Here is a 21,306-nt window from a genome sequence, read left to right on the forward strand (position 1 = left end):
ACGGCTGACGCCGGAACGGCGGCCCGCTCGGGCGGGCCGCCGTTCCTGTCGTGATCATTCTTTCCGTGACGCCGATCGCGCTCGTGGCCGCCCGGCCGCGAGCACTACCCGGCCCGGCGGACCAGTGACACCTTCGTCCGGGTGAACATCGCCGCCACGAGCGCGGCCAGCACGGGCAGGCCGAACAGCAGGACCGCGAGCAGCGACCAGGGGACGTCGAGAACGGTGTTGTCCTCCACCAGCCTGCTCACACCGCGTAGTCCCCTTGCAGGCCAGGCTGAGACCAGGCCGGGAACAGCCCCCGAGAGGACGCCGAGCACCGCGCCGGAGGCGGTGATGAACCACGCCTGACCGGCCACGAACAACCGCCGGATCCGGACCGGAGCCCCGATCGCCGACAGCGTCGCGAGGTCGGCACGGGCGTCCGCGGCGGCCAGGCCGGTGGCGGTGAACGCCGCGGCGAGGACCAGCAGCGCGGCCGCGCCGCCCAGCACGGCCAGCAGGGCGTAGTCGTAGCCGCCGGTGAAACCGCGTTCGAGATAGGTGGCGGCATGATAGGTCACCTCCGGCAGCCGAGCTTTGATCCGCTCCTCCTCCACGTCGGTGACCCGGTGCTCGCGAGGGTCGATGAGGAGCTTCCCGAGCGTGGTCTTCTCTCCAAGCCTCTCAAGGAGGCCCGGTGGCAGGACTGCCCGAACCGACCGGAGCACGGCGGGCTTCGCCGCCACCGCGGGCACCTCGACCGTTCGCTTGGACTCGGTTTCCCCCTTTTGGGTGATGAGCTCTATCGTGGCCTGACCGCCGGTGATCGCGCCGGGGTCGAGGAGCACCATCTTCCCGGCCCGCAGGGCGGCTTCGGCGGCCGGATCCTCACGCCCTAGCACATATCTCAGGACCCGCTCGTCACCGACCGGAAAGTCCTCCGGGGTGATGACACATGGGTCACCGCACCCCTCCATCACCAGCCGCAGGAAAGTGTCGGAGCTGTCGTCGCGACCCCGCATCTCGACCGGGGCCACGCCGGGCAGTTCCTGCCGCAGGATCTCATGGACGGATCGCCACTCGTCGGGGGCCAGATCCCTGACGATGACCGCCAACGCCCCGGCCGCCTCCCGAGGTTGGTAGTCCGCCCTCTCCTGGGCAAAGGCGCTGTTCATGGGGACGGCCAGCGCCACGGCCACCGCCACCCCGCCCATCACGGCGGCGACGGCGGGAGCGGTGCGGCCACGGTGCCGGGCGGCATCACGCGAGGCCAGGCGGAGCGGGAGCGGCAGCCTGGTGGAGAGCCTGCCGAACAGCCCGACCAGCAGGGGCATGAGCGCGACGAAGCCGAGCTGGGTGAGCAGCGTGCCGCCGGTGATGACCAGGGTGTCCAGCCACACGCCCGCGATCGTGAGAGCCACACCCGCCACGACCAGGACCGCGCCGACGACCGGCCAGCCGCGCCGGGGGCGTGGCGCCTCGGCACGCCCGCCGAGGACGGCGGAGACACTCATCCTGGCAGCCTGCGCGGCCGGCACCACCGCGGCGATCACCGAGCTCACCGCCCCCAGCACCGCGACGGCGGCGACCTGCGCCCAGGGGATCTCGAACGGCCTGCCGCCCAGCCTCTCGTCGAGGAACAACTCCACCAAGAACGGGACGACCCGGGCGAACTGAATCCCGAGCGCCGCGCCCAGAAAGGCGCTGAGCGCGCCGAGCACCACCCCGTCCATCAGGACGATCATCCGCAGGTGACGGGCGCCTCCGCCCTGCGCGGCCACCAGCCCCAGCTCGGTACGGCGGCGCCGCAGCCCCACCGCGAAGGCGGGCCCGGCCAGCAGCACCACCTCAAGAACGATCATCGAGGTGATCATCGCGAGCATGACCGGCCGGGAACCATCGTCGGGACCAGACATGTTCCAGGAGCTCGGCTCATCGACGTCGTACGGCGCCTCCTCGACGACGGCCCGCGACGCCACGGCCAGTCCGAGATCGTTCAGCTTCTTGACGTCGGCCCAGGTCACCGAAGAAGGAGTGTCGATCAGCCAGTTCCGTTCGGGCTTCTCCGTCATCAGATCGCTGCCGGGGAGGGCCACGATGAGCTCATCCCGCTTCCATGAGGCCTGCTCGGCCACGCCGACGACCTTCTTGACCACGTTCTTCCTGGTCACCTTGATGGTCGCGCCGATCTTCGCGCCCCGCTCGATCAGGAGTCGCGACACCGCCACCTCATCCGGCCTCGCGGGGGGACGTCCCTCGATCATCCGGAACATGCCGTGGGTGAGCGGATCGCGCAGGTCCGTCTCCACCACCTCGATGGCGATGCCCCTCCCGGGATAGCCGTAGCGCTCGGAGCCGTAGAACTCGTAGGTGGAGTCGACCTGCAGCGCGCGACTGCCGGCCGGGAACGCGGAGGCGACCTCCCGGGTCGTCCACGGACGCGCGTCCTTTTCCCCTTCCCTTGTGAAGGAGAAGCCGATAGCGGCGTAGTCCTCCTGGTCAACCGGCTGCCGGCCGGCATGGCGCACGAGGGCGTCGGCCGTACCGAGGTCGGCGACGAGGCTCTCCTTCGAAGAGACGTCCACGGTGGCCATGGTCGTGAGCAGTGCCGTGATCAGCAGCACGGGCAGGCCCACCATTGCGATGATCAGGGCGCTGCGGCCCTTGGCCCGCCAGGCGTTCCTGCGGGAGATCCGCAGCGCGGCCAGAACGGCGCTCACGCGATCCCCTCTTTCCGGGCACCGGAGCCCGCCGAGGCGCTCCCGCCGTACATCCGCTCGCTCATCGGGCACTCTCCAGGGCGGCGGAGGTGGAGTCGGTGATCTCACCGTCGCGCAGGAAGACCACCCGGTCGGCCCAGGCCGCGTAGCGGGGCTCATGGGTGACGAGGAGAACCGCCGCTCCCGCGTCGCAGCGGGTGCGCAGGAGCTGGAGGATCTCATCGCCGGTCGGGGTGTCGAGCGCGCCGGTGGGCTCGTCGGCCAGGATCAGCCGCCGCTCCCCGGCCAGGGCGCGGGCGATCGCGACCCGCTGGCGCTGGCCGCCGGAGATCTCGTCGGAGAAGCGGTCGGCGATCTCCTCCAGGCCGACCTCGGTGAGGACCTCCATCGCCTCGCGGCGGGCGTCCTTGAACCTGACGCCGTCGAGCTCGCGCGGGAGCGTCACGTTCTCCAGCGCGGTGAGCGACGGGATCAGGTTCAGGTCCTGGAAGACGTAGCCGACATGGCGGCGGCGGAGCCCGGCCAGCTCCTTGGCCGACAGGCTCGACAGCGGCGTGCCCTCGACGATCACGTCACCCGAGGTGGCCCGGTCGAGGCCGCCGGCGAGGTTCAACAAGGTGGACTTGCCTGACCCGGACGGCCCCATCACCGCGACCAGCTCTCCGGCGGCGACGTCCAGGCTCACCCCGCGAAGCGCTGGTACGGCCTGCGGTCCGTCACCGTGCACGCGGCTCGCGTCCGCGAGCCGTACGACCGGATCGAAACTCATGATTGTCTCTCCTGCGTCTGGGGGGAGGCCGCGAGCACGGCCTCGCAGTGGTCGAGCCAGCGCTGCTCGGCTTCGGCCTGGAAGATCATCGAGTCGAGCACCAGGCGCTGCGCGGGGCCTTCGGTGCTCGTGCGCTTGGCGCGGGTGAGCTGCTGAAGCGTGCGCATGGTCGCGCCACGCTGGGCCTGGATGATCGGCCGCACGTCCGCGGACGCGGCGACCGCCATCGCGAGCTTGATGACCAGTTCGTCCCGGGGCCGGTCGGCCTGGGCGACGGGGGTGCTGAACCATCGCTCCATCTCGTCCCGACCGGCCTCGGTGATCGTGTAGACGACCCGGCCCTGGTCATCCTGCTCGCCCGGAGCCACCAGGCCGTCGCGTTCCAAGCGGGAGAGCGTCGTATAGACCTGGCCGATGTTGAGCGGCCAGGTCGCCCCTGTGGACGCCTCGAACTCGGTCCGCAACTGGTAGCCGTAGCGGGGCCCCTGACTCAGCAGAGCGAGGAGCCCTTGTCTGATCGCCATGAATACTGAGTATGCATACTCAGTATGGTCACGGCAAGCCGGGCAAGAGATCCGCATATTCTGGACAGGGTCCGCTCCTGGGGCTGATACTCAGGGGATGAGCTCGCCGCCTCCCCCGTCCCGCGCGTCCGATGGGGACCGCGACCGCGCGATCAACGAGCTCCGCGACCGCGCTGTGGAAGGCCGACTTTCCCACGAGACGTTCCTGGGCCGCGTCGACATGGCGTTACGCGCGCGCAGCCAGGGTGAGCTGGACAATCTCGTCGCCGACCTGCCGCCGCGCGGCCGGTTCCGCCGCATGATCACCGAGATCGTCTCCTCGGCCTCCGACTTCACCAAGCGCGTGGAGTCCGCCTGGCGACGCCCCCGGCTGCCCCGGCTCGCCTTGCCCGGCGACAGCCGCACCCGCTACGTGGTGGGTCGCGGCTCGGCCTGCGACCTGGTCCTGGCCGACCTGACCGTCTCCCGGGTGCACGCCGAGCTCCGCCGCGACGAGGACGGCTGGATCGTCGTCGACCTCGGCTCGCTCAACGGCACCCGGCTGAACGACTGGCGCCTGGTCGGACCGGCGAAGGTCCGTCCGGGCGACGTCCTCTCCTTCGGAGACTGCATGTTCCTGGTGATCACGCCTCAGCTGATCTGAGCTTCTCGGCGGTCAGGGCGTAGCGCGTCGTCAGCAGGATGCTGATCCCGGCGAGGAGCGCCGGCAGCAGCGTCCCGCCGTACAGCGCGGCCGCGATCGCCGACTCCGGCTGCGCCACCGGCATTCTGGGATCGGACTCCACGAACCCGGTGATGCCCAGCAGCCAGCTGAGCACGAGCGCGCCGAGCGCGAAGACCACGGTCTCGCAGGCCGTCCAGAGCCCGGTGAACACCCCGGCGCGGCGCTTGCCGGTGACCATCGCGTCATGGGCGATCACGTCCGACAGCATCGAGAACTGCAGGAGCTGGAGCCCCGCGTAGCCGATGCCGACGACCACCACGCACGCGTGGGCATAGAGCATCCCGAGGTCCCCGGAGAAGACCATCCCGATCGCGCCCGCCGCGAACAGCGACGACGCGACGACCATGGCCCCCCGCTTCTCGTAACGCCTGGACAGCCAGACCCAGCCGGGCATCGTGACCAGCAGCGGCCCGACGATGCCCAGGAAGAGCGTGGTGGTGGCCCCGGGATCGCCCAGGACGTAGGTGGCGAAGTACGGCGCGCCCGCCAGCATGGTCCCCGCGGCGAACATCTGAGCGCAGCTCAGGCCGAGCAGCGTCAGGAAGGGCCTGCTGGAGCGGGCCGCGGCGAACTGCGCCCGGATCGACGGCTCGGCCTCGGTCCTGGCGACCATCGGGGCACGCGCCGTACCGAGAAAGGACGCGAGCATCGCGACCAGCAGCACCGCGCCGATGACCAGCCCCATCCGCCGGTAGCCGGCGGCGTCGGTGCCGGCGATCACCGGCGCCACGGCCCCGGACAGCAGGATCGCCAGGCCGAGGAAGACCATCCTCCATTGCAGCAGCGAGGAGCGCTCGTGGTAGTCGTCGGTCATCTCGGCGGGCATCGCCTTGTAGGGCACCTCGTAGAAGGCGAAGGCCGTCGCGGTGAGGAAGTAGCAGAGGGCGACGTACAGCGCGGCGGGAGCGCCGGTAAGCGGCGGACCGGCGAACGTCAGCGCGAACGTCACGGGGAGGGTCAGCGCGCCGAGGAGCATCCACGGCCGGCGCGCCCCGAACCTGGAGACCGTGCGGTCGGAACGCTGGCCCACCCAGGGGTTGATGAACATGTCCCACAGCTTGGGGAGGAAGACCACGGCTCCGGCGATCCAGGCAGAGATCGCCAGCACGTTGGTCATGTAGAACAACAGCAGCAATCCAGGGACCGTGGAGAACGTCGCGGTGCAGACTGAGCCGACCCCGTAGCCGACGCGCACGCCGCGCGGCACGGTGACGACGACGGGAGTGGGCGCCGGTGTGACCATGGCCACATTCAAGCGCAGCAAGCGACCGCTCAACAGGCCCGAAAAATACGAAGATTTCCGTATTGTTGCCCGGGTCGCGATTACTCATGATCTCCGCAAACCCCTACCACAGGAGAAGCCGTGCGGCCCTCACGAAGAACCGCGATCTCTGTCCTCCTGCTCGCCAGCCTCACCTGGGCCTCGGCCCCGGCACGCGCGATCGAGCCCGCCCCCGGCGTCACCGACCTGGTCAAGGACATCGACCAGATCCTCGGTGACGCGCGGCTGACCCCGGCGCGGGCGGGAGTGGTGGTCAGGAGCGCCACCTCGGGCGAGGAGCTCTACACCCTGGACTCAGGCAAGATCCTCACCCCCGCCTCCAACACCAAGCTGGTGACCTCGGCCGCCGCGATCGACACCCTCGGCCCGGACTTCCGCTTCACCACGAGCGTGCTGTCGACCGGCCGCCGGGCGGGCTCGGCCCTCGCCGGAAACCTCTACCTCAAGGGCACCGGCGACCCGACCCTCCTCGCGGCCGACTACGACGCGCTGGCCGCCCGCGTGGCCGAGGCGGGGATCAAGGTCGTCACGGGCAAGTTGGTCGCCGACGACACCTGGTTCGACTCGGTACGGCTCGGCACCGACTGGGCCTGGGACGACGAGCCGTACTACTACGCGGCGCAGATCTCCGCGCTGACCGCCTCACCCGACACCGACTACGACGCCGGCTCCGTCATCGTCTCGGTCGCCCCCGGCGACGCCGCCGGCAAGCCCGCCAAGGTGTCGACCACGCCCGAGACCGACTACCTGAAGATCGTCAATCACGCGACGACCGGAACCGAGACCGACGTGCTGGTCGAGCGCCAGCACGGCACCAACACCGTGGTGATCACCGGAACCGTCGCGGACGGCTACGACGAGTGGGTCGCCGTCCACGATCCGACCGGATACGTCGCCTCGCTCTTCCGCAAGGCGCTGGCCAAGCACGGCGTGCGGGTGCTCGGGCCCACCGTCCGCGAGGCGACCCCGGAGGAGGCCGCCACCGTGGCCTCTCGCCAGTCGATGCCGCTGAGCGAACTGCTCGTCCCGTTCATGAAGCTCAGCAACAACATGCACGCCGAGATCCTGACCAAGTCGATCGGGCGCAAGGTCTCCGGAGCCGGAACCTGGAGCGCCGGGCTCGCCGCCATCACCTCGTTCGCCCGGGCCAACGGCATGCCGACGCTGCGCTTGCGTGACGGCTCCGGCCTGTCCCGGATGGACGGCCTGACGCCGGGCGGCATCACGAACCTGCTGATCGCGCTGCGCTCCAAGCCCTGGTTCTCCACCTGGTACGGCTCGCTGCCGATCGCGGGGCAGCCGGACCGGATGGTCGGCGGCACGCTGCGCAGCCGCATGCGCGGCACGCCCGCCGCCGGAAACGTCCACGCCAAGACCGGCTCGCTGACCGGCGTCACGTCCCTGTCCGGCTACGTGACCAGCGCGGACAACGAGCCCCTGGTCTTCTCCGTCATGCTCAACCAGTATCTGTCCGGCTCCCCCAAGGACATCGAAGACAAGATCGCCATCCGCCTCGCCCAGTTCCGGCGCGACACCCCGGTCGACGGGGTCACCCAGCTCCGCCAGGCGCCCCAGGACGGCCCGGAGCTCGAATGCTCCTGGCTGAAGCCCGTCCAATGCTGAGCCATTGAACTTTCTGTCAACTTCCCCGTCAGACGGCGGGGAAGTCGGCAGATGGGAACGGTCCCAGACGTCTCAGGAGGCACACAGGTTTACCTGACATCAAAATTTTTCTGCCACAACTTGGTGACAGGGGGATAGATCACCACCAAAATATGGGCGGAAACCAGACCTTAACCCCCCTGGAGAACCAACATGCGCAGAGCACTGGGGGCACTCGCGTGCCTCGGCAGCCTGGCGACCCTCGCCATGCCGATCGCCACGGCCCAGGCCGCGGCGGCCCCGCAGGCCACCTGCCGTGTGCAAGCGGCCAGGCCGTACGTCACTCCCGCCGGAAATATCCTGGCGTCCGCCAGGCGGCTCGGCTGCGCTCGCGCCTCGCTGATCCGCATCCGGCTCAAGCGCGTCACACCCGGCCCCGACCAGGTCGTCAAGAGCGTGTCCAGGCGAACGGGCAACGGGCGGATCATCGTCACTCTGCAGTGCTCCCCCGGCGTCTACTACACGGTGGTCACCGACCGTCGGGGCAACGTCAGCCAGTCCAAGACGTCGCGGCTGTCCTGTTCCCCCACGGACACGCCGCCTCCCGTGGACACGACGACCCCCGTGGACCCGGGGACTCCCACCGCGACGCCCAAGCCCACCGCGACAGTCAAGCCCACCGCGACAGTCAAGCCCACTCCGACGACCAGCTCCACCCCGACGGCCAAGCCCACCCCGACGAGCACGGCGACGGCCAAGCCCACCACGACGCCCCCGAAGCCGACGGCGACCCCCACCAAGCCTCCCAAGCCGACCCCCACCGCCACACCCACGGCGACCCCGCCGGCCGGCACGGTGGGAACGGCCGAGGAGAACGAGGTCGTACGGCTGACCAACGTCGAGCGGGCGAAGGGCGGCTGCCAGCCGCTCAAGCACGACCCGCAGCTTCGCAAGGCCGCCTACGGCCACTCCGCCGACATGGCGGCCCAGAACTACTTCAGTCACACCTCGAAGGACGGCCGTAGCTTCATGGACCGCATCCGGCAGGCCGGCTTCACCGGCGGGTCGGGCTGGGCGGAGAACATCGCCATGGGCCAGCGGACCCCGGCCGACGTGGTCAGCGCCTGGATGAACAGCTCGGGCCACCGGGCCAACATCATGAACTGCAAGTACAACCTCATCGGCGTCGGCGCGGCCAAGAACTCCAAGGGCCAGATCTACTGGACCCAGAACTTCGCCGCCAAGTAGACCGAGCCCCCGCCGGAGGTGGCGGAGAGGCACGACGCCCCCGCGACGGATGATCGTCGCGGGGGCGTCGGCTCATATGGGGGATCCGCCCTCCTGCCGGTCCCGAGGAAGACCCGCCCCCCTACCCGGACCAGCGGATATGCGGTTCTCGGATGCTCCCGGCCGAAGCCCGCCCAGCACTGGGCCGCCGAGCTCCCGGCCGGCTTCCCCGGGCCGCGTGAGGGGGTTTTGCCAGAGGGTGAGCGGAAAGATCCAGACGCCCCAGAAGTCACAGTGGTTTACCTGCTTCACAGGATTTTACCTAATTTTTCGTGACAAGACTGAGACTTTACCGACAGAATACCGACCGATCCAGCGTCGAACCCTCTGGAGGAACCAACATGCGCCGACCACTAGGGGCACTCGCGTGCCTCGGGAGTCTGGCAGCACTGAGCATCCCGGCCACCGCCTACGCGGCGACCGGTTCGCTGAACACGTGCCGCGTGGAAGCGGCCACGCCATATGTCACCCCCGACGGGAAGATCCAGGTGTCCGCCGAGCGGCTCGACTGCGACGACACCACGCTGGTCCGCATGCGTCTCAACCGCGCCCAGGCCGGTCCCGACCGGATCCTCAAGAGTGCTTCCACGAGAGGCGACAAGGTACGGATCACGATGACCGCGTCGTGCTCCCCCGGCGTCTACTACACCCTGGTCACCGACTACCGGGGCCACGTCGCCAAGTCCGAAGCGGCCCGGCTGACGTGTTCCCCCACCCCCACGGCGTCCCCGACCGCCCCCTCGGACTCCCGGCCGGGCTCGCCGGAGGAGGAAGAGGTCGTACGGCTGACCAACATCGAGCGGCAGAAGGGCGGCTGCGCCCCCCTCATCCATGACTCGAAGCTGCACAAGGCCGCCCAGGGCCACTCGGCCGACATGGCGTCCAAGAACTACTTCAACCACACCTCCCAGGACGGCCGGACCATGACCGACCGCATCAAGGCCACCGGGTTCGGCCCGATGTCGGCCTGGGCGGAGAACATCGCCATGGGCCAGCGGACCCCTGCCGAGGTGGTCAAGGGGTGGATGAACAGCTCAGGGCACCGGGCCAACATCATGAACTGCGCCTACACCCACATCGGCGCAGGCATGGCCACAAGCGGCCGGGGTCCCTACTGGACCCAGGACTTCGCCAAGGGACCCAGGACTTCGCCCACGCCCACGGCGAGCCCCACCGCCACCCCCACCGCGAGCCCCACCTCCAAGCCGACGGCGACCCCGACGTCCGGCCAGGGCTCGTCGGACCAGGAAGAAGTGGTGCGGCTGACCAACATCGAGCGGCAGAAGGGTGGCTGCGGTCCGCTCAAGAGTGACCCGCAGCTGCAATCGGCCGCCCAGGGTCACTCGGCCGACATGGCGGCCAAGAACTACTTCAGCCACACCTCGCAGGACGGCCGGACCATGACCGACCGCATCAAGGCCTCCGGATTCAGCCCGATGTCGGCCTGGGCGGAGAACATCGCCTACGGTTACCGGACCCCTGCCGAGGTGCTCAAGGGGTGGATGAACAGCTCGGGCCACCGGGCCAACATCATGAACTGCGCCTACACCCACATCGGGGTGGGCGTGGCGCCCAGCAGCCGGGGTCCCTATTGGACCCAGGACTTCGCCAAGCACTGATCAGATAACGGCGACGCCCCCGCGACGAGAACCTCGCGGGGGCGCATGCCGTATGAGAGAGCCTGAGGCTACTTCAGCCAGCTCATCATCGGGCGGAGCTTGGCACCGGTCTTCTCGATCGGGTGCTGGGCCAGCTCGTCACGGTAGGCGGTGAACTTCTTCTGGCCGCCGTCGAACTCGTCCACCAGCTCCTTGGCGAACTCGCCGGACTGGATCTCGGAGAGGATGCGCTGCATCTCCTTCTTGGTCTCCGGCGTCACCACGCGCGGGCCGCGGGAGTAGCCGCCGTACTCGGCGGTGTCGGAGACCGACCAGTACATCTTGTGGATGCCGCCCTCGTACATCAGGTCGACGATCAGCTTCATCTCGTGAAGGCACTCGAAGTAGGCGACCTCGGGCTGGTAGCCGGCCTCGATCAGCGTCTCGAAACCGGCCTTGATCAGCTCGGAAACGCCACCGCAGAGGACGGCCTGCTCGCCGAACAGGTCGGTCTCGGTCTCCTCCTTGAAGGTCGTCTTCAGCGCGCCGGCGCGGGTGCCGCCGATGCCCTTGGCGTAGGACAGCGCGAGGTCCCAGGCGCTGCCGCTGGCGTCTTTCTCCACGGCGACGAGGCACGGAACGCCGCGGCCCGCGGTGTACTGGCGGCGGACGAGGTGGCCGGGGCCCTTCGGCGCGACCATGGCCACGTCCACACCCTCGGGGGCCTCGATGAGGCCGTACCGGATGTTGAGGCCGTGACCGAAGAAGAGGGCGTCGCCCTCGACCAGGTTCGGGGCCACGTGCTCGGCGTAGAGGTGGCGCTGGATGTGGTCAGGCGCCAGGATCATGGTCAGGTCGGCCTCTTCGACGGCCTCCGCCGGGGCGAGCACGCGCAGGCCGTCGGCCTCGGCCTTCTCCCGACTCTTGGAGCCCTCGGGCAGGCCGACCCGGACGTCCACCCCGGAGTCACGCAGGGAGAGAGCGTGAGCGTGGCCCTGGCTGCCGTATCCCAAGATGGCCACGTGCCGGCCCTGGATGATCGACAGGTCGGCCTGGTCATCGTAGAAGATCTCAGTCACTTGCTTAACCTTTCGAAATTATGGTCGTGCTCGCTCGGGGACTCGTCAGCGCGGGATCCGCTTCGCTCATCTCTCGCTCCCTCGCCCCCAACCCAACGTGCTCCGGGTTTCCCGTACGGCTTACGCGGTCCGGTCCAGAGCCCGGAGAGAACGATCGGTGATGGAACGGGCCCCGCGGCCGATGGCCACCATGCCCGACTGAACGAGTTCTTTGATCCCGAACGGCTCCAGGACCTTGATGAACGCCTGCAGCTTGTCCGGCGTGCCGGTGACCTCTATGGTCACCGCGTCCGAGGCGACGTCGACGCAGCGCGCGCGGAACAGGTTCACCAGTTCCAGCACGCTTGAGCGGTTGTCGGCGTCGGCGCGCACCTTGATCAGCGTGAGCTCGCGCTGCACCGACTGGGCCGGGTCGAGCTCCACGATCTTCAACACGTTGACCAGCTTGTTGAGCTGCTTGGTGACCTGCTCAAGGGGCAGATCCTCGACGTTGACCACGATGGTCATCCGTGAGATGTCCTCGTGCTCGGTCGGCCCGACCGCCAGTGAGTCGATGTTGAACCCACGGCGGCTGAACAGCGACGCGACGCGCGCGAGCACGCCGGGCTTGTTCTCCACCAGCACGGAGAGCGTGTGCCTGCTCATGCCTTCCTCCTCGCCTGGCGACCCGCCGGGCTGCCGCTGCCGTCCGCCCGCTCGCTTCGATCACTCACCGCTAGTCCTCGCTGTCCCAGACCGGCGCCATGTCGCGCGCGAACTTGATGTCGTCGTTGCTGGTCCCGGCTGCCACCATCGGCCAGACCATGGCGTCCTGATGAACCGCGAAGTCGATCACGACCGGCACGTCGTTGATCTCCATCGCCTTCTTGATCGTCGCGTCCACGTCCTCGGGGCGCTCGCACCGCAGGCCGACACAACCGTACGCCTCGGCCAGCTTCACGAAGTCCGGAATCCGGCGGACCGTCTGCAGGTTGGTATTGGAGTAGCGCTGGTTGTAGAAGAGCGTCTGCCACTGGCGGACCATGCCGAGGTTGCCGTTGTTGATGATCGCGACCTTGATCGGCACGCCCTCGATGGTGCAGGTGGCCAGCTCCTGGTTGGTCATCTGGAAGCAGCCGTCACCGTCGATGGCCCAGACCGTGGCGTCGGGACGGCCCATCTTGGCGCCCATCGCGGCCGGGAGCGCGAAGCCCATCGTGCCGGCACCGCCGGAGTTGATGAAGGTGCCGGGGTTCTCGTAACCGATGAACTGGGCGGCCCACATCTGGTGCTGGCCGACGCCCGCCGTGTAGATGGCGTCCGGCCCGACGAGCTCGCTCAGCCGTTCCATGACGTACTGCGGGGCGAGCGAACCGTCCTCGAACTCGTCGTAGCCCAGCGGGTAGGTCTCCCGGTAGGCGTCGAGCTGGGTCCACCACTCGGTGTAGTCGCCCTTGCGCCCCTCGCCGCGGACCGCGGCGATCAGCTCGGAGATGACCTCCTTGCAGTCGCCCACGATCGGGACGTCCGCGTGCCGGTTCTTGGAGATCTCCGCCGGGTCGATGTCGGCGTGGACGATCTTGGCGTGCGGGGCGAAGGTGGCCAGGTCACCGGTGACCCGGTCGTCGAAGCGAACGCCCAGCCCGATGATCAGATCGGAGCGCTGCAACGCCCCGACCGCCGGCACCGAGCCGTGCATGCCCGGCATGCCCAGGTGCTGGCGGTGGCTGTCGGGGAAGGTGCCGCGCGCCATCAGCGTGGTGACCACGGGGATGCCGGTCAGCTCGGCGAACTCCCGAAGCTCCGCCGACGCCCTCGCCTTGTGCACGCCACCGCCGACGTAGAGCACCGGGCGCCTGGCCTCGACGATCAGCTTGGCCGCCTCGCGGATCTGCTTGGAGTGCGGCCTGGTCACCGGGCGGTAGCCGGGCAGCTGCATCACCGGCGGCCACTGGAAGGTCATCGTGGCGGTGAGCGCGTCTTTGGAGATGTCGACCAGCACCGGTCCCGGGCGCCCCGTCGAGGCGATGTGGAAGGCCTCGGCGATCGTCCTGGGGATGTCGGCCGGGTCGGTGACCAGGAAGTTGTGCTTGGTGATCGGCATGGTGATGCCGGAGATGTCGGCTTCCTGGAACGCGTCGGTGCCGATGGCCTTGCTGGGCACCTGCCCAGTGATCGCAACGATCGGAACCGAGTCCATGTAGGCGTCGGCGATCGGGGTGACCAGGTTGGTCGCACCGGGACCGCTGGTGGCCATGCAGACCCCGACCTTGCCGGTGGCCTGCGCGTAGCCCTGGGCCGCATGGCCGGCGCCCTGCTCGTGCCGTACAAGCACGTGCCGGACCTTGGCCGAGTCGTAAAGGGGATCGTAGGCGGGAAGAATCGCGCCGCCAGGGATCCCGAACACAGTGTCGACCCCGATGTGCTCCAGCGCCCTAACGAGGGCCTGGGCTCCTGTCATCTGTTCGGTCATCGGCTCGTTCCTTGTGGCTGAGCATGGTTTGCGGCATAAAAAATGCCCCGTCCGCCTGGAAGGGCGGAGCTGGGGCGGCGCGCAGGTCGCAGTGCTTCGCTATCGGCCCGCGCGCCGGCGAAGTACTACGAGAATCCCACGGTGATGCATGGCTCCACCATGGCCGACGCAGTGCGTCTGCGTCAAATTGATGGGACACAAGTCTCAAAATTCGAGACTGGAGATGTGAGACAGAGAGGCGACCGGGTCTGAAAGAGGCAGGCGAGCCCGGGGAGACGCCTGAGACACGCGAGCCGGCCGCGCGCCCTCAGACACCACTGGACATGCTCGAAAGGCTGGTGCGCATGAGAGAGTCGACCCCGCGCGCCGCCATCGGCCGGGCCACCAGGAAACCCTGGCCTCGGGTGCAGCCCATCTCACGCAGCAGTTCCAGCTGCTCCGGCCGCTCGATGCCCTCGGCGACCACGATCAGTCCCAGGTCGTGACCGAGCCTCACGATCGTGCGGGTCAGCAGCGTCAGCGTCTCGTCACTGCCAAGACCGGACACGAACGAGGGGTCAATCTTGATCATGTCCACCGGGAGTTGCCGGAGGAACGCCAGCGACGCGTACCCGGTGCCGAAATCGTCGATGGCCAGCCGTACCCCGAGCCTGCGCAGCTCGGAAAGCCGGGTGATGGTCTCCTCGGCGTCTTCGACCAGCATCTCCTCGATGACCTCAAGGGTCAGCGCGCTGGGCGGCAGGCCGCTCTCGGCGAGCGCCGACTCGACGGTCTCCACGAAACGCGGCGCCATGATCTGCCGGGTCGACAGGTTGAGCGAAAGCCCGATGTCCCAGGAGGAGGCGCGCCAGGCGGCCACCTCCTGGCAGGCCTCGCGCAGGATCCACTCGCTCAGCGGGACGATCAGGCCGGTGTCCTCGGCCGGGCCGAGGAACTGCTCGGGAGGCACGAACGCGCTCCCTCTCCACCAGCGCACCAGCGCCTCGACGGCGGTGACACGCGAGGTGGCCAGGTCCACCACCGGCTGGTACTCGATCGCGAACTGGTTCTCCAGCAGCGCGCGCTGCAGGTCGGCGGCAAGCTCCAGGCGGCGCACCACGTCGGCGTGCATGTGCGCGGCGAACACCTCGACCCTGGGTCCCCCGAGATCCTTGGCCCGCGCCATCGCCACGTCGGCGTTGCGGATCAGGTCCGCGGAGGACACGTCGTCATCGGCGAAGGCCACCCCGACGCTCGCGGTCAGCGCGATATCGCGGTCGGCCACGCGGAACGGCTCCGAGGAGACCGCGCGGACCAGCCGTTCGGCCAGGTCCACCGCCGTCTGGGCGTCCGCCGCCGCCTCCAGCAGCACCGCGAACTCGTCACCGCCCCAGCGGGCCAGGGTGTCATCGGCCCGTACGGCGGCGCGGAGCCTGCGGGCCGCCTGGCCGAGCAGGTAGTCGCCGCTGGCGTGACCGACCGAGTCGTTGACCGCGGTGAAGCCGTCCAGGTCCAGGAACACCACGGCGGCGCTGCTCGCGCCGGGGCGGGCCAGCACCTCCCGCGTGCGCTCCTCGAAGTAGGCCCGGTTCGGCAGGCCGGTGACGCCGTCGTGAAAGGTCAGATGGGCGACCTGGTTGCGCAGGGCCTCCTGATCGCTGACGTCACGAGTGGTGACCAGCAGCAGGTCCTCACCGCGCATGTGCCGGGTGGCCACCGACTCGGTGGGCCGCCAGGTGCCGTCGGACGCCCGGACCCGGCAGGCGATCATGCAGGTGCCCGGCCCCTCGACCGGCTCCCCGTCATTGCTCATCTCACGCAGCGCGGCCTGGATGCCGGGCAGGTCCTCGGGGTGGATGTAGTCGAAGATCGCCCTGCCGAGCAGCTCGTCAGGGTGGTAGCCGTAGGTGCTCTCGACGCCCTCGCCGATCTCCCGGACGACGCCGTCGTAGTCGCACAGCAGGACCACGTCCCCGGTGCTCTCGGCCAGGTCCTGCAACTGCCGCTCGCCCAGATCCACCAGGCGGCGCATCCGGCCCGTCTCCATCAGCACCACGAAGAGACGCACCACCAGGATGCCGACGATCGACGCCGACACGACGGCCAGGACCGGAGCCGGCCCCTCCAGCTTGCCGCCGAGCACGCGGAAGAGCACGACGGCGGTGGCCACGACGACGAGGATCAACGGCATCGCCGCGATGATCGCGGAGGTGGTCTGGCTGACGGACGGCCTGTCGTCCTCGGGGTCCAGCGCGCGTGCCGTACGGTCGCTCCACGGAACCGCCGCGAGCGCCAGGAAGGCCGCGGGGGCCAGCCACACCCCGGTGAGCCGCGGCGTGTCGCCGGTCATCCGGGCCAGCGCGGTAACCGTCTCGGCCGTCGTGACGGCGGCCAGCACGGCCAGCGCCGCCAGACCCACCGGCCAGGCGGATCGCTGGACCGGCAACACCGCGGGGCCCGCGGCACACGTGAAGATCAGGCAGAGCAGCGGCGACGCGAGAGTGATCGCGAAAATGCCCGCGTCACCGGCCTCGTGGTAGGCCGGGCCCAGCACGAGGACCCACCCGATCACGAAGATCGAGGCCGCGCACACATAGGCGTCGGCGAGATCCCGTAACAGTGCCTGCCCGTGCGCGGGCCGGGTCGCGGACAGACCGGTGCCGACGGCCAGCATCGCCGTACCGACGAGAAGCACCAGGTCGGCGAAGGTCACCGCGAACGGCGTGCCATCCGCCAGCGGCCGCACACCGACCCCGACCAGCCAGGTGATCGAACCACCGGCCAGCCAGCGCCACGCCAGCGCCTTGCGCCGGTCGGCCAGCCGGACGGCCGCGGCGAACAACGACACCGCCGCGACGGCGGCGGCGATGACACCCGCCACCGCCCCGACGATCACAGCGGAGGCACCGCTGAGAAGAGCGGCAACGAGCCCCACCACGCCGAGAACGACGGCGGCGGTCAGCGGTACCCGGGGGTCACGCCAGCGGATCAATGTCGTCTGCCCATCAGTGTCGATTCGTCTTGCCTCGGCAGCGTCTTTTACCCGCTGCGCTCATGTGCCGTTGTGAACACCTCGTCCTATGTCCTCAGCGCCCGCACCGGCACACGGCCAGTGTGTGCTTTCCGGTCGACGAGGGTGGTGACAACGCCGTAGTCGTCACCGATCTGATAACCACGCGAGCGATCGAGATCGCAGTAATCACCGTACGCACCCCAGGTCACGAGGTAGCCACGGTCCGGATTCCTTTCCCGGTCAGTACGAACCCGTGATCACATTTTTGAGCGGCTCACCGGCGAGATAGCGCAGGAGCTGCGAACGGAGCAGCTTCAACATGCGCCGCCCGGAGGCCGGAGTGCTCCCCGCGACATGCGGGGTGATGAACACCCCCGGCGCCGTCCACAGCGGGTGCTCCTGGGGCAGCGGTTCGGGATCGGTGACGTCGAGCGCGGCCAGGATCCGGCCCTTCTCCAGCTCCGTGACGAGCGCGCCGGTGTCCACCACCCCGCCCCTGGCCGCGTTGACCAGCACGGCGCCGTCTTTCATCCCCGCCAGGAAGTCGGCGTTCACCATCCCGGCGGTCGCGGGAGTGGACGGTACCAGCAGCACCACCACATCCGCCTGAGGCAGCAGCTCCGGCAACTCGTCCTGACCGTGCACGTTTTCCCGTGCCGTCCTCGCCACCCGGACGATGTTCACCTCGAAACCGGCGAGCCTCCGCTCCAGCGCCTCGCCGATCGAGCCGTGACCGACGATCAGCACGGTGGAGTCGGCGAGCACGCCGGTGTGGTGATAGGTCCACTCGCCTTCCCGCTGCGCGGCGGCGAACCCGGGAAACTCTCGCAGCACCGCGATCATGGCTCCCACCGCCCACTCCGCGGTGCCCGCGTCATGCACGCCACGCGCATTGCACAGAACCGTGCCTTCCGGCAGATGCGGCAGATAGGGATCCACCCCCGCGGTAATGGTCTGCAGCAGCCGCAGCCGGGGCATCCGGCCGAGCAGCTTCGGGATCTGCGTCCCCGGGAGCAGCGGCGGAATCCAGACCTCGACCTCCTCCACCCCGTCGGGAACCGGACCCGTGCCGTCGTAGACGACGCACTCCACATCAGGCAGATCTCTCAGAACGTCGGCGGCGTCTTCGGAGGGAACCCAGATCTTCATGGCTGCATTATCCAAGGGAACGTCCCGGAACCTCCCCCGGCGCTCAGCAGTATGAAGGGCGCTGAGCGGTATGAATGAAAGAGGAGGTAGGCATGATTCGGATGACGACACGGCTGGCCCTTGTCCTGGTGACGGCGCTGACCATGGGCTGCTCGGCCGCCCCGGCCGCCCCGGCCGGACGCGTCGGCACGGCGCGGACCCCCGTCCCCGGCACCGCCGACGCTCCCCCCGGCGAACCGCGCACCCTGGTGGAGAACCTGGCCGTGCCCTGGGGCATCGCCTTCCTGCCGGGCGGCGACGCCCTGGTGACCGAACGCGACACCGCCCGGCTGTTACGCGTCACGCCGGCGGGGAAGAGCACCGAGGTCGAGAAGATCTCCGGTGTGCGCCCCGACGGCGAGGGCGGCCTGCTGGGAGTGGCGGTCTCACCCACTTTCAGCAAGGACCACTTCGTCTTCCTGTACTTCACCTCGGCTCGCGACAACCGGATCGTGCGCTACCGCTACGACCGTGGCCTGACCGATGCCACCGTGATTCTCGGCGGCATCCCCAAGGGCGTCATCCACAACGGCGGCCGGCTGGCCTTCGGCCCCGACGGCTACCTCTACGCGACCACCGGCGAGACCGGCGACGACTTCCTCGCCCAGTCCCTCGACTCCCTGGCCGGCAAGATCCTGCGCATGACCGTGGACGGCGCCCCGGCCCCCGGCAACCCCTTCCGGAACGTGATCTGGAGCTACGGCCACCGCAACGTCCAGGGCCTGGCCTGGGACCCGTCCGGCCGGCTGTACGCCACCGAGTTCGGGTCCAACACCTTCGACGAGATCAACCTGATCAGGAAGGGCCGCAACTACGGCTGGCCCGAGGTCGAGGGCGTCGGCGACGACTCCCGCTTCACCAACCCGGTCGTCACCTGGAGCACCAGCGAGGCTTCCCCCTCGGGCGTCGCCTACGCCGACGGCTCTCTCTGGGTGGCCGCCCTGCGAGGCCGCAGGCTCTGGCAGGTCCCTGTCGCCGCCGACGGCACGGTCGGCACGCCCGTCCCCCGGTTCACCGGCCGGTACGGCAGGCTCCGGGCGATCGCCACCGCCCCCGGCGGATCCCTGTGGATCGGCACCAGCAACAAGGACGGCCGCGGCTCCCCCCGCCCTGGCGACGACCGCATCCTCACCCTGACCCCGTAAGCCCTTTGGCTTTCCGCCGACCTGGCGGCTGTGCGCCGTTTCCCAACCGAGTCCAGACGTCCTGTACGGCAGCGGCCAGTTGTTCGGGTTGTGTCTTGGGCGGGTCCGGAGTGGCCGGTTGGGTGGGTTCTCGGGGTGGGGTGGCTGGGGGGTGTTCGCGCTACGGGGGGCGGGTGTTCCAGCCGGCCGTCGCAGTTGGTGTCTGGTGGGGTCAGGCCTTCGGCCTGGCGGGCGTGGGGGTTGCGGGCTTTTTATACGCCGGCCGGAACACCCACCCCCCTCCGCGCCATCCTGTCTCGCCGTACGGGGTGCGGGCCGTAGTTGCTTTCTTTCGGGCCGCCCAGCGCTCAGGGGGAGGCTGAAGCAATCCCTGCGGGACCGGTTCAGGGCGCCTCGCCGTAGCTGAAGCGCACCTGCGGAAAGGAGCGCAGGGCCGGCCGCCGCAGGGACAAGACGGGTCCAAGGAGCGCAGGGTTGGGCACCGCAGGAACAGACAAGGACTTGAAAGAGCCCATAGCCGGGCACCACAGGTAGCAAGGCGAGGCTTCAAGGAGGGCAGAGACGAGGCCACTGGGGGGAAACAGGGGCCGGTCAGGTCAGGCGGTTACGGGTGGCCAGAGCGTGGAGCTCCGGGGGGACGGGGCCCGCGCCGTACCGCATCCCTGAGATCAGCGCGGCCACCGACGGGCGGCGGATCTCCTGTGGTGCCGCCCGTTCAGCGGCGAGCAGGGCGGTGACGACGCGCTCACGACGGCCGAACTGCTCCCAGGCACGAGCCGTGTCGATGCACCAGCGAGCGCGCCGTTCAGGAGTGGGCAGCAGACGGTGGTTAACACTACGGGCGTGATCGAGAGCGACTCCGGGCTCGCCAAGGGCGGTGTGGATGCCGATGCGGTACACCGCGACGTTGGCGGGCGTCGGGAGCCTTCCTCGCGATGTGTGCTCTGGGAGGCGAGCCGCCGCCTGCTCGGCTTCTCCGATCAGGTCGAGCGATTGTGCCCGCTGGCCGTTCTGGGCGCAGGAGTAGGCGGCGGTGCACAGCAGCGCCGCATAGACCTGAAGTGCTTGTGGTGCGGGAGCGCCGCTATCCGCGCCCAGGTCGAGCGCGGTGCGGGTGAGCATGCTGACCGCCCCCTCATGGCGCCCCTGGCGACGCATCGCGATCGCCACAGCCCTGGAGGCTCCAGCGATCGTGAACGGATCACCTGAAGCCGTGGCCGTGGCGAGCGCCCGATCGGCGGCAACCCATGCCATGCCGTCCTGATTCAGCTTGACGACGAGTTCGCTGGCCAATACGTAGGCCTCGGCGAGGCAGGCATTCGCCTGATCGCCTTCTTGCCCTTTCACCTGCGCGAGGGTGGCCTGCGCGGCAGCGGCAATCCTGGGGAGGATCGCCGACAGGTCGTCATAGTCGCAGCCGTCGAATGTCGTGCGCGCCATGTCCAGCGCCGCGCGTAGCTCGGTGACAGTTGCCGGACTCCCACTGGTGTCAGCGGTGAGAAGCTGTTCGAGACGGTGCGCCATCGTGGTCGCATCGACCGCCTCTTGAGAACCTGAGAGGAGGGCTGCTCCGGTCAGGCCGGTGAGCCCGGCAAGAAACCGGCGTCGTCTCACGGCGTCATCCTCCCCTGCCAGACGGGGTTCAACACTAACGGGCAGGGGTCTGGAGAGAGAGCGGACGCTCCGATCCGGCCTTACGTTCCTTTGTCCTGTTCCTGCGGTGCCTGGCCCTACCTTCCCTTGTTCTGTCCCTACGGCGGCCGACCCTGCGCTCCTTTCGAAAGCGAGGCTTCAGCTACGGCGACCCACCCTGAACCGGCCCGCAAGCATCGCTTCAGCCTCCCCCAGCCCCCTGGGCGGCCCGAAAGAAAGCAACTACGGCCCGCACCCCGTACGGCGAGACAGGATGGCGCGGAGGGGGGTGGGTGTTCCGGCCGGCGTATAAAAAGCCCGCAACCCCCA

At 69.1% G+C, this 21,306-nt stretch carries 14 protein-coding genes and 1 pseudogene; 5 read left to right on the top strand and 10 right to left on the bottom strand.

Features of this window, described 5'->3' with window-relative positions:
• Positions 1-104: 104 nt before the first annotated feature.
• The 3 genes from ACFY2X_RS22625 to ACFY2X_RS22635 all read right to left on the bottom strand — a co-directional run bounded on the left by ACFY2X_RS22625 (position 105) and on the right by ACFY2X_RS22635 (position 3,995).
• Positions 105-2,702: an FtsX-like permease family protein gene (locus ACFY2X_RS22625; RefSeq protein ID WP_389940692.1), complete on the bottom strand. Its 2,598-nt coding sequence runs from the start codon at positions 2,700-2,702 to the stop codon at positions 105-107.
• Positions 2,703-2,763: 61 nt separating this feature from the next.
• Positions 2,764-3,471 (bottom strand): ABC transporter ATP-binding protein, encoded by a 708-nt coding sequence (locus ACFY2X_RS22630; RefSeq protein ID WP_389940694.1) that lies wholly within the window; start codon positions 3,469-3,471, stop codon positions 2,764-2,766.
• A complete protein-coding gene (locus tag ACFY2X_RS22635) occupies positions 3,468-3,995 on the bottom strand; it encodes a PadR family transcriptional regulator (RefSeq protein ID WP_389940696.1) in 528 nt (175 codons plus the stop codon). The genes ACFY2X_RS22630 and ACFY2X_RS22635 overlap by 4 nt, the downstream gene beginning before the upstream one ends.
• 97 nt (positions 3,996-4,092) lie before the next feature.
• Here ACFY2X_RS22635 and ACFY2X_RS22640 point away from each other — a divergent pair, with 97 nt between their 5' ends.
• Positions 4,093-4,638: an FHA domain-containing protein gene (locus ACFY2X_RS22640; RefSeq protein ID WP_389940698.1), complete on the top strand. Its 546-nt coding sequence runs from the start codon at positions 4,093-4,095 to the stop codon at positions 4,636-4,638.
• On the opposite strand, the gene ACFY2X_RS22645 is transcribed toward ACFY2X_RS22640, so the two are convergent.
• Positions 4,619-5,962 (bottom strand): MFS transporter, encoded by a 1,344-nt coding sequence (locus ACFY2X_RS22645; RefSeq protein WP_389940700.1) that lies wholly within the window; start codon positions 5,960-5,962, stop codon positions 4,619-4,621. The two genes, ACFY2X_RS22640 and ACFY2X_RS22645, sit on opposite strands and share 20 nt — an antisense overlap.
• 120 nt (positions 5,963-6,082) lie before the next feature.
• On the opposite strand from ACFY2X_RS22645, the gene dacB reads away from it, so the two are divergent.
• From dacB to ACFY2X_RS22660, 3 genes are all read left to right on the top strand, one after another.
• A complete protein-coding gene (gene dacB / locus ACFY2X_RS22650) occupies positions 6,083-7,624 on the top strand; it encodes a D-alanyl-D-alanine carboxypeptidase/D-alanyl-D-alanine-endopeptidase (RefSeq protein ID WP_389940702.1) in 1,542 nt (513 codons plus the stop codon).
• Positions 7,625-7,816: 192 nt separating this feature from the next.
• The gene (locus ACFY2X_RS22655) at positions 7,817-8,851 is read left to right on the top strand and encodes a CAP domain-containing protein (protein WP_389940704.1); all 1,035 of its coding nucleotides are present in this window, start codon (positions 7,817-7,819) and stop codon (positions 8,849-8,851) included.
• A 380-nt stretch (positions 8,852-9,231) separates the two neighbouring features.
• Positions 9,232-10,509: a CAP domain-containing protein gene (locus ACFY2X_RS22660; protein WP_389940706.1), complete on the top strand. Its 1,278-nt coding sequence runs from the start codon at positions 9,232-9,234 to the stop codon at positions 10,507-10,509.
• Positions 10,510-10,577: 68 nt separating this feature from the next.
• Here ACFY2X_RS22660 and ilvC read toward each other — a convergent pair whose 3' ends face one another.
• The 5 genes and pseudogenes from ilvC to ACFY2X_RS22685 all read right to left on the bottom strand — a co-directional run bounded on the left by ilvC (position 10,578) and on the right by ACFY2X_RS22685 (position 18,160).
• Positions 10,578-11,558, bottom strand: coding sequence for a ketol-acid reductoisomerase (gene ilvC / locus ACFY2X_RS22665; protein WP_389940755.1), 981 nt, complete (start codon positions 11,556-11,558; stop codon positions 10,578-10,580).
• Between the two features lie 129 nt (positions 11,559-11,687).
• The gene (ilvN, locus tag ACFY2X_RS22670) at positions 11,688-12,212 is read right to left on the bottom strand and encodes an acetolactate synthase small subunit (protein WP_389940708.1); all 525 of its coding nucleotides are present in this window, start codon (positions 12,210-12,212) and stop codon (positions 11,688-11,690) included.
• 70 nt (positions 12,213-12,282) lie between these two features.
• Positions 12,283-14,028: pseudogene (locus ACFY2X_RS22675) on the bottom strand (acetolactate synthase large subunit); the annotation flags it as partial.
• 298 nt (positions 14,029-14,326) lie between these two features.
• Positions 14,327-16,987 (bottom strand): putative bifunctional diguanylate cyclase/phosphodiesterase, encoded by a 2,661-nt coding sequence (locus ACFY2X_RS22680; protein WP_389940757.1) that lies wholly within the window; start codon positions 16,985-16,987, stop codon positions 14,327-14,329.
• Positions 16,988-17,251: 264 nt separating this feature from the next.
• The gene (locus ACFY2X_RS22685; RefSeq protein WP_389940710.1) at positions 17,252-18,160 is read right to left on the bottom strand and encodes a 2-hydroxyacid dehydrogenase; all 909 of its coding nucleotides are present in this window, start codon (positions 18,158-18,160) and stop codon (positions 17,252-17,254) included.
• A 92-nt stretch (positions 18,161-18,252) separates the two neighbouring features.
• Here ACFY2X_RS22685 and ACFY2X_RS22690 point away from each other — a divergent pair, with 92 nt between their 5' ends.
• The gene (locus tag ACFY2X_RS22690; RefSeq protein WP_389940712.1) at positions 18,253-19,344 is read left to right on the top strand and encodes a PQQ-dependent sugar dehydrogenase; all 1,092 of its coding nucleotides are present in this window, start codon (positions 18,253-18,255) and stop codon (positions 19,342-19,344) included.
• 591 nt (positions 19,345-19,935) lie between these two features.
• Here ACFY2X_RS22690 and ACFY2X_RS22695 read toward each other — a convergent pair.
• On the bottom strand, positions 19,936-20,958 hold the full coding sequence (locus ACFY2X_RS22695) for a hypothetical protein (protein ID WP_389940714.1): 1,023 nt from the start codon (positions 20,956-20,958) through the stop codon (positions 19,936-19,938).
• Between the last annotated feature and the right edge of the window lie 348 nt (positions 20,959-21,306).

The organism is Streptosporangium sp. NPDC000396 (assembly GCF_042898655.1).
Taxonomy (GTDB): domain Bacteria; phylum Actinomycetota; class Actinomycetes; order Streptosporangiales; family Streptosporangiaceae; genus Streptosporangium.

Bases quoted from the DNA above. Each gene is read 5' to 3' on its own strand.
- ACFY2X_RS22630 (WP_389940694.1), bottom strand. From the start codon at position 3,471: ATGAGTTTCGATCCGGTCGTACGGCTCGCGGACGCGAGCCGCGTGCAC.
- ACFY2X_RS22635 (WP_389940696.1), bottom strand. From the start codon at position 3,995: ATGGCGATCAGACAAGGGCTCCTCGCTCTGCTGAGTCAGGGGCCCCGC.
- ACFY2X_RS22640 (WP_389940698.1), top strand. From the start codon at position 4,093: ATGAGCTCGCCGCCTCCCCCGTCCCGCGCGTCCGATGGGGACCGCGAC.
- ACFY2X_RS22645 (WP_389940700.1), bottom strand. From the start codon at position 5,962: ATGGTCACACCGGCGCCCACTCCCGTCGTCGTCACCGTGCCGCGCGGC.
- ACFY2X_RS22655 (WP_389940704.1), top strand. From the start codon at position 7,817: ATGCGCAGAGCACTGGGGGCACTCGCGTGCCTCGGCAGCCTGGCGACC.
- ACFY2X_RS22660 (WP_389940706.1), top strand. From the start codon at position 9,232: ATGCGCCGACCACTAGGGGCACTCGCGTGCCTCGGGAGTCTGGCAGCA.
- ilvN (WP_389940708.1), bottom strand. From the start codon at position 12,212: ATGAGCAGGCACACGCTCTCCGTGCTGGTGGAGAACAAGCCCGGCGTG.
- ACFY2X_RS22685 (WP_389940710.1), bottom strand. From the start codon at position 18,160: ATGAAGATCTGGGTTCCCTCCGAAGACGCCGCCGACGTTCTGAGAGAT.
- ACFY2X_RS22690 (WP_389940712.1), top strand. From the start codon at position 18,253: ATGATTCGGATGACGACACGGCTGGCCCTTGTCCTGGTGACGGCGCTG.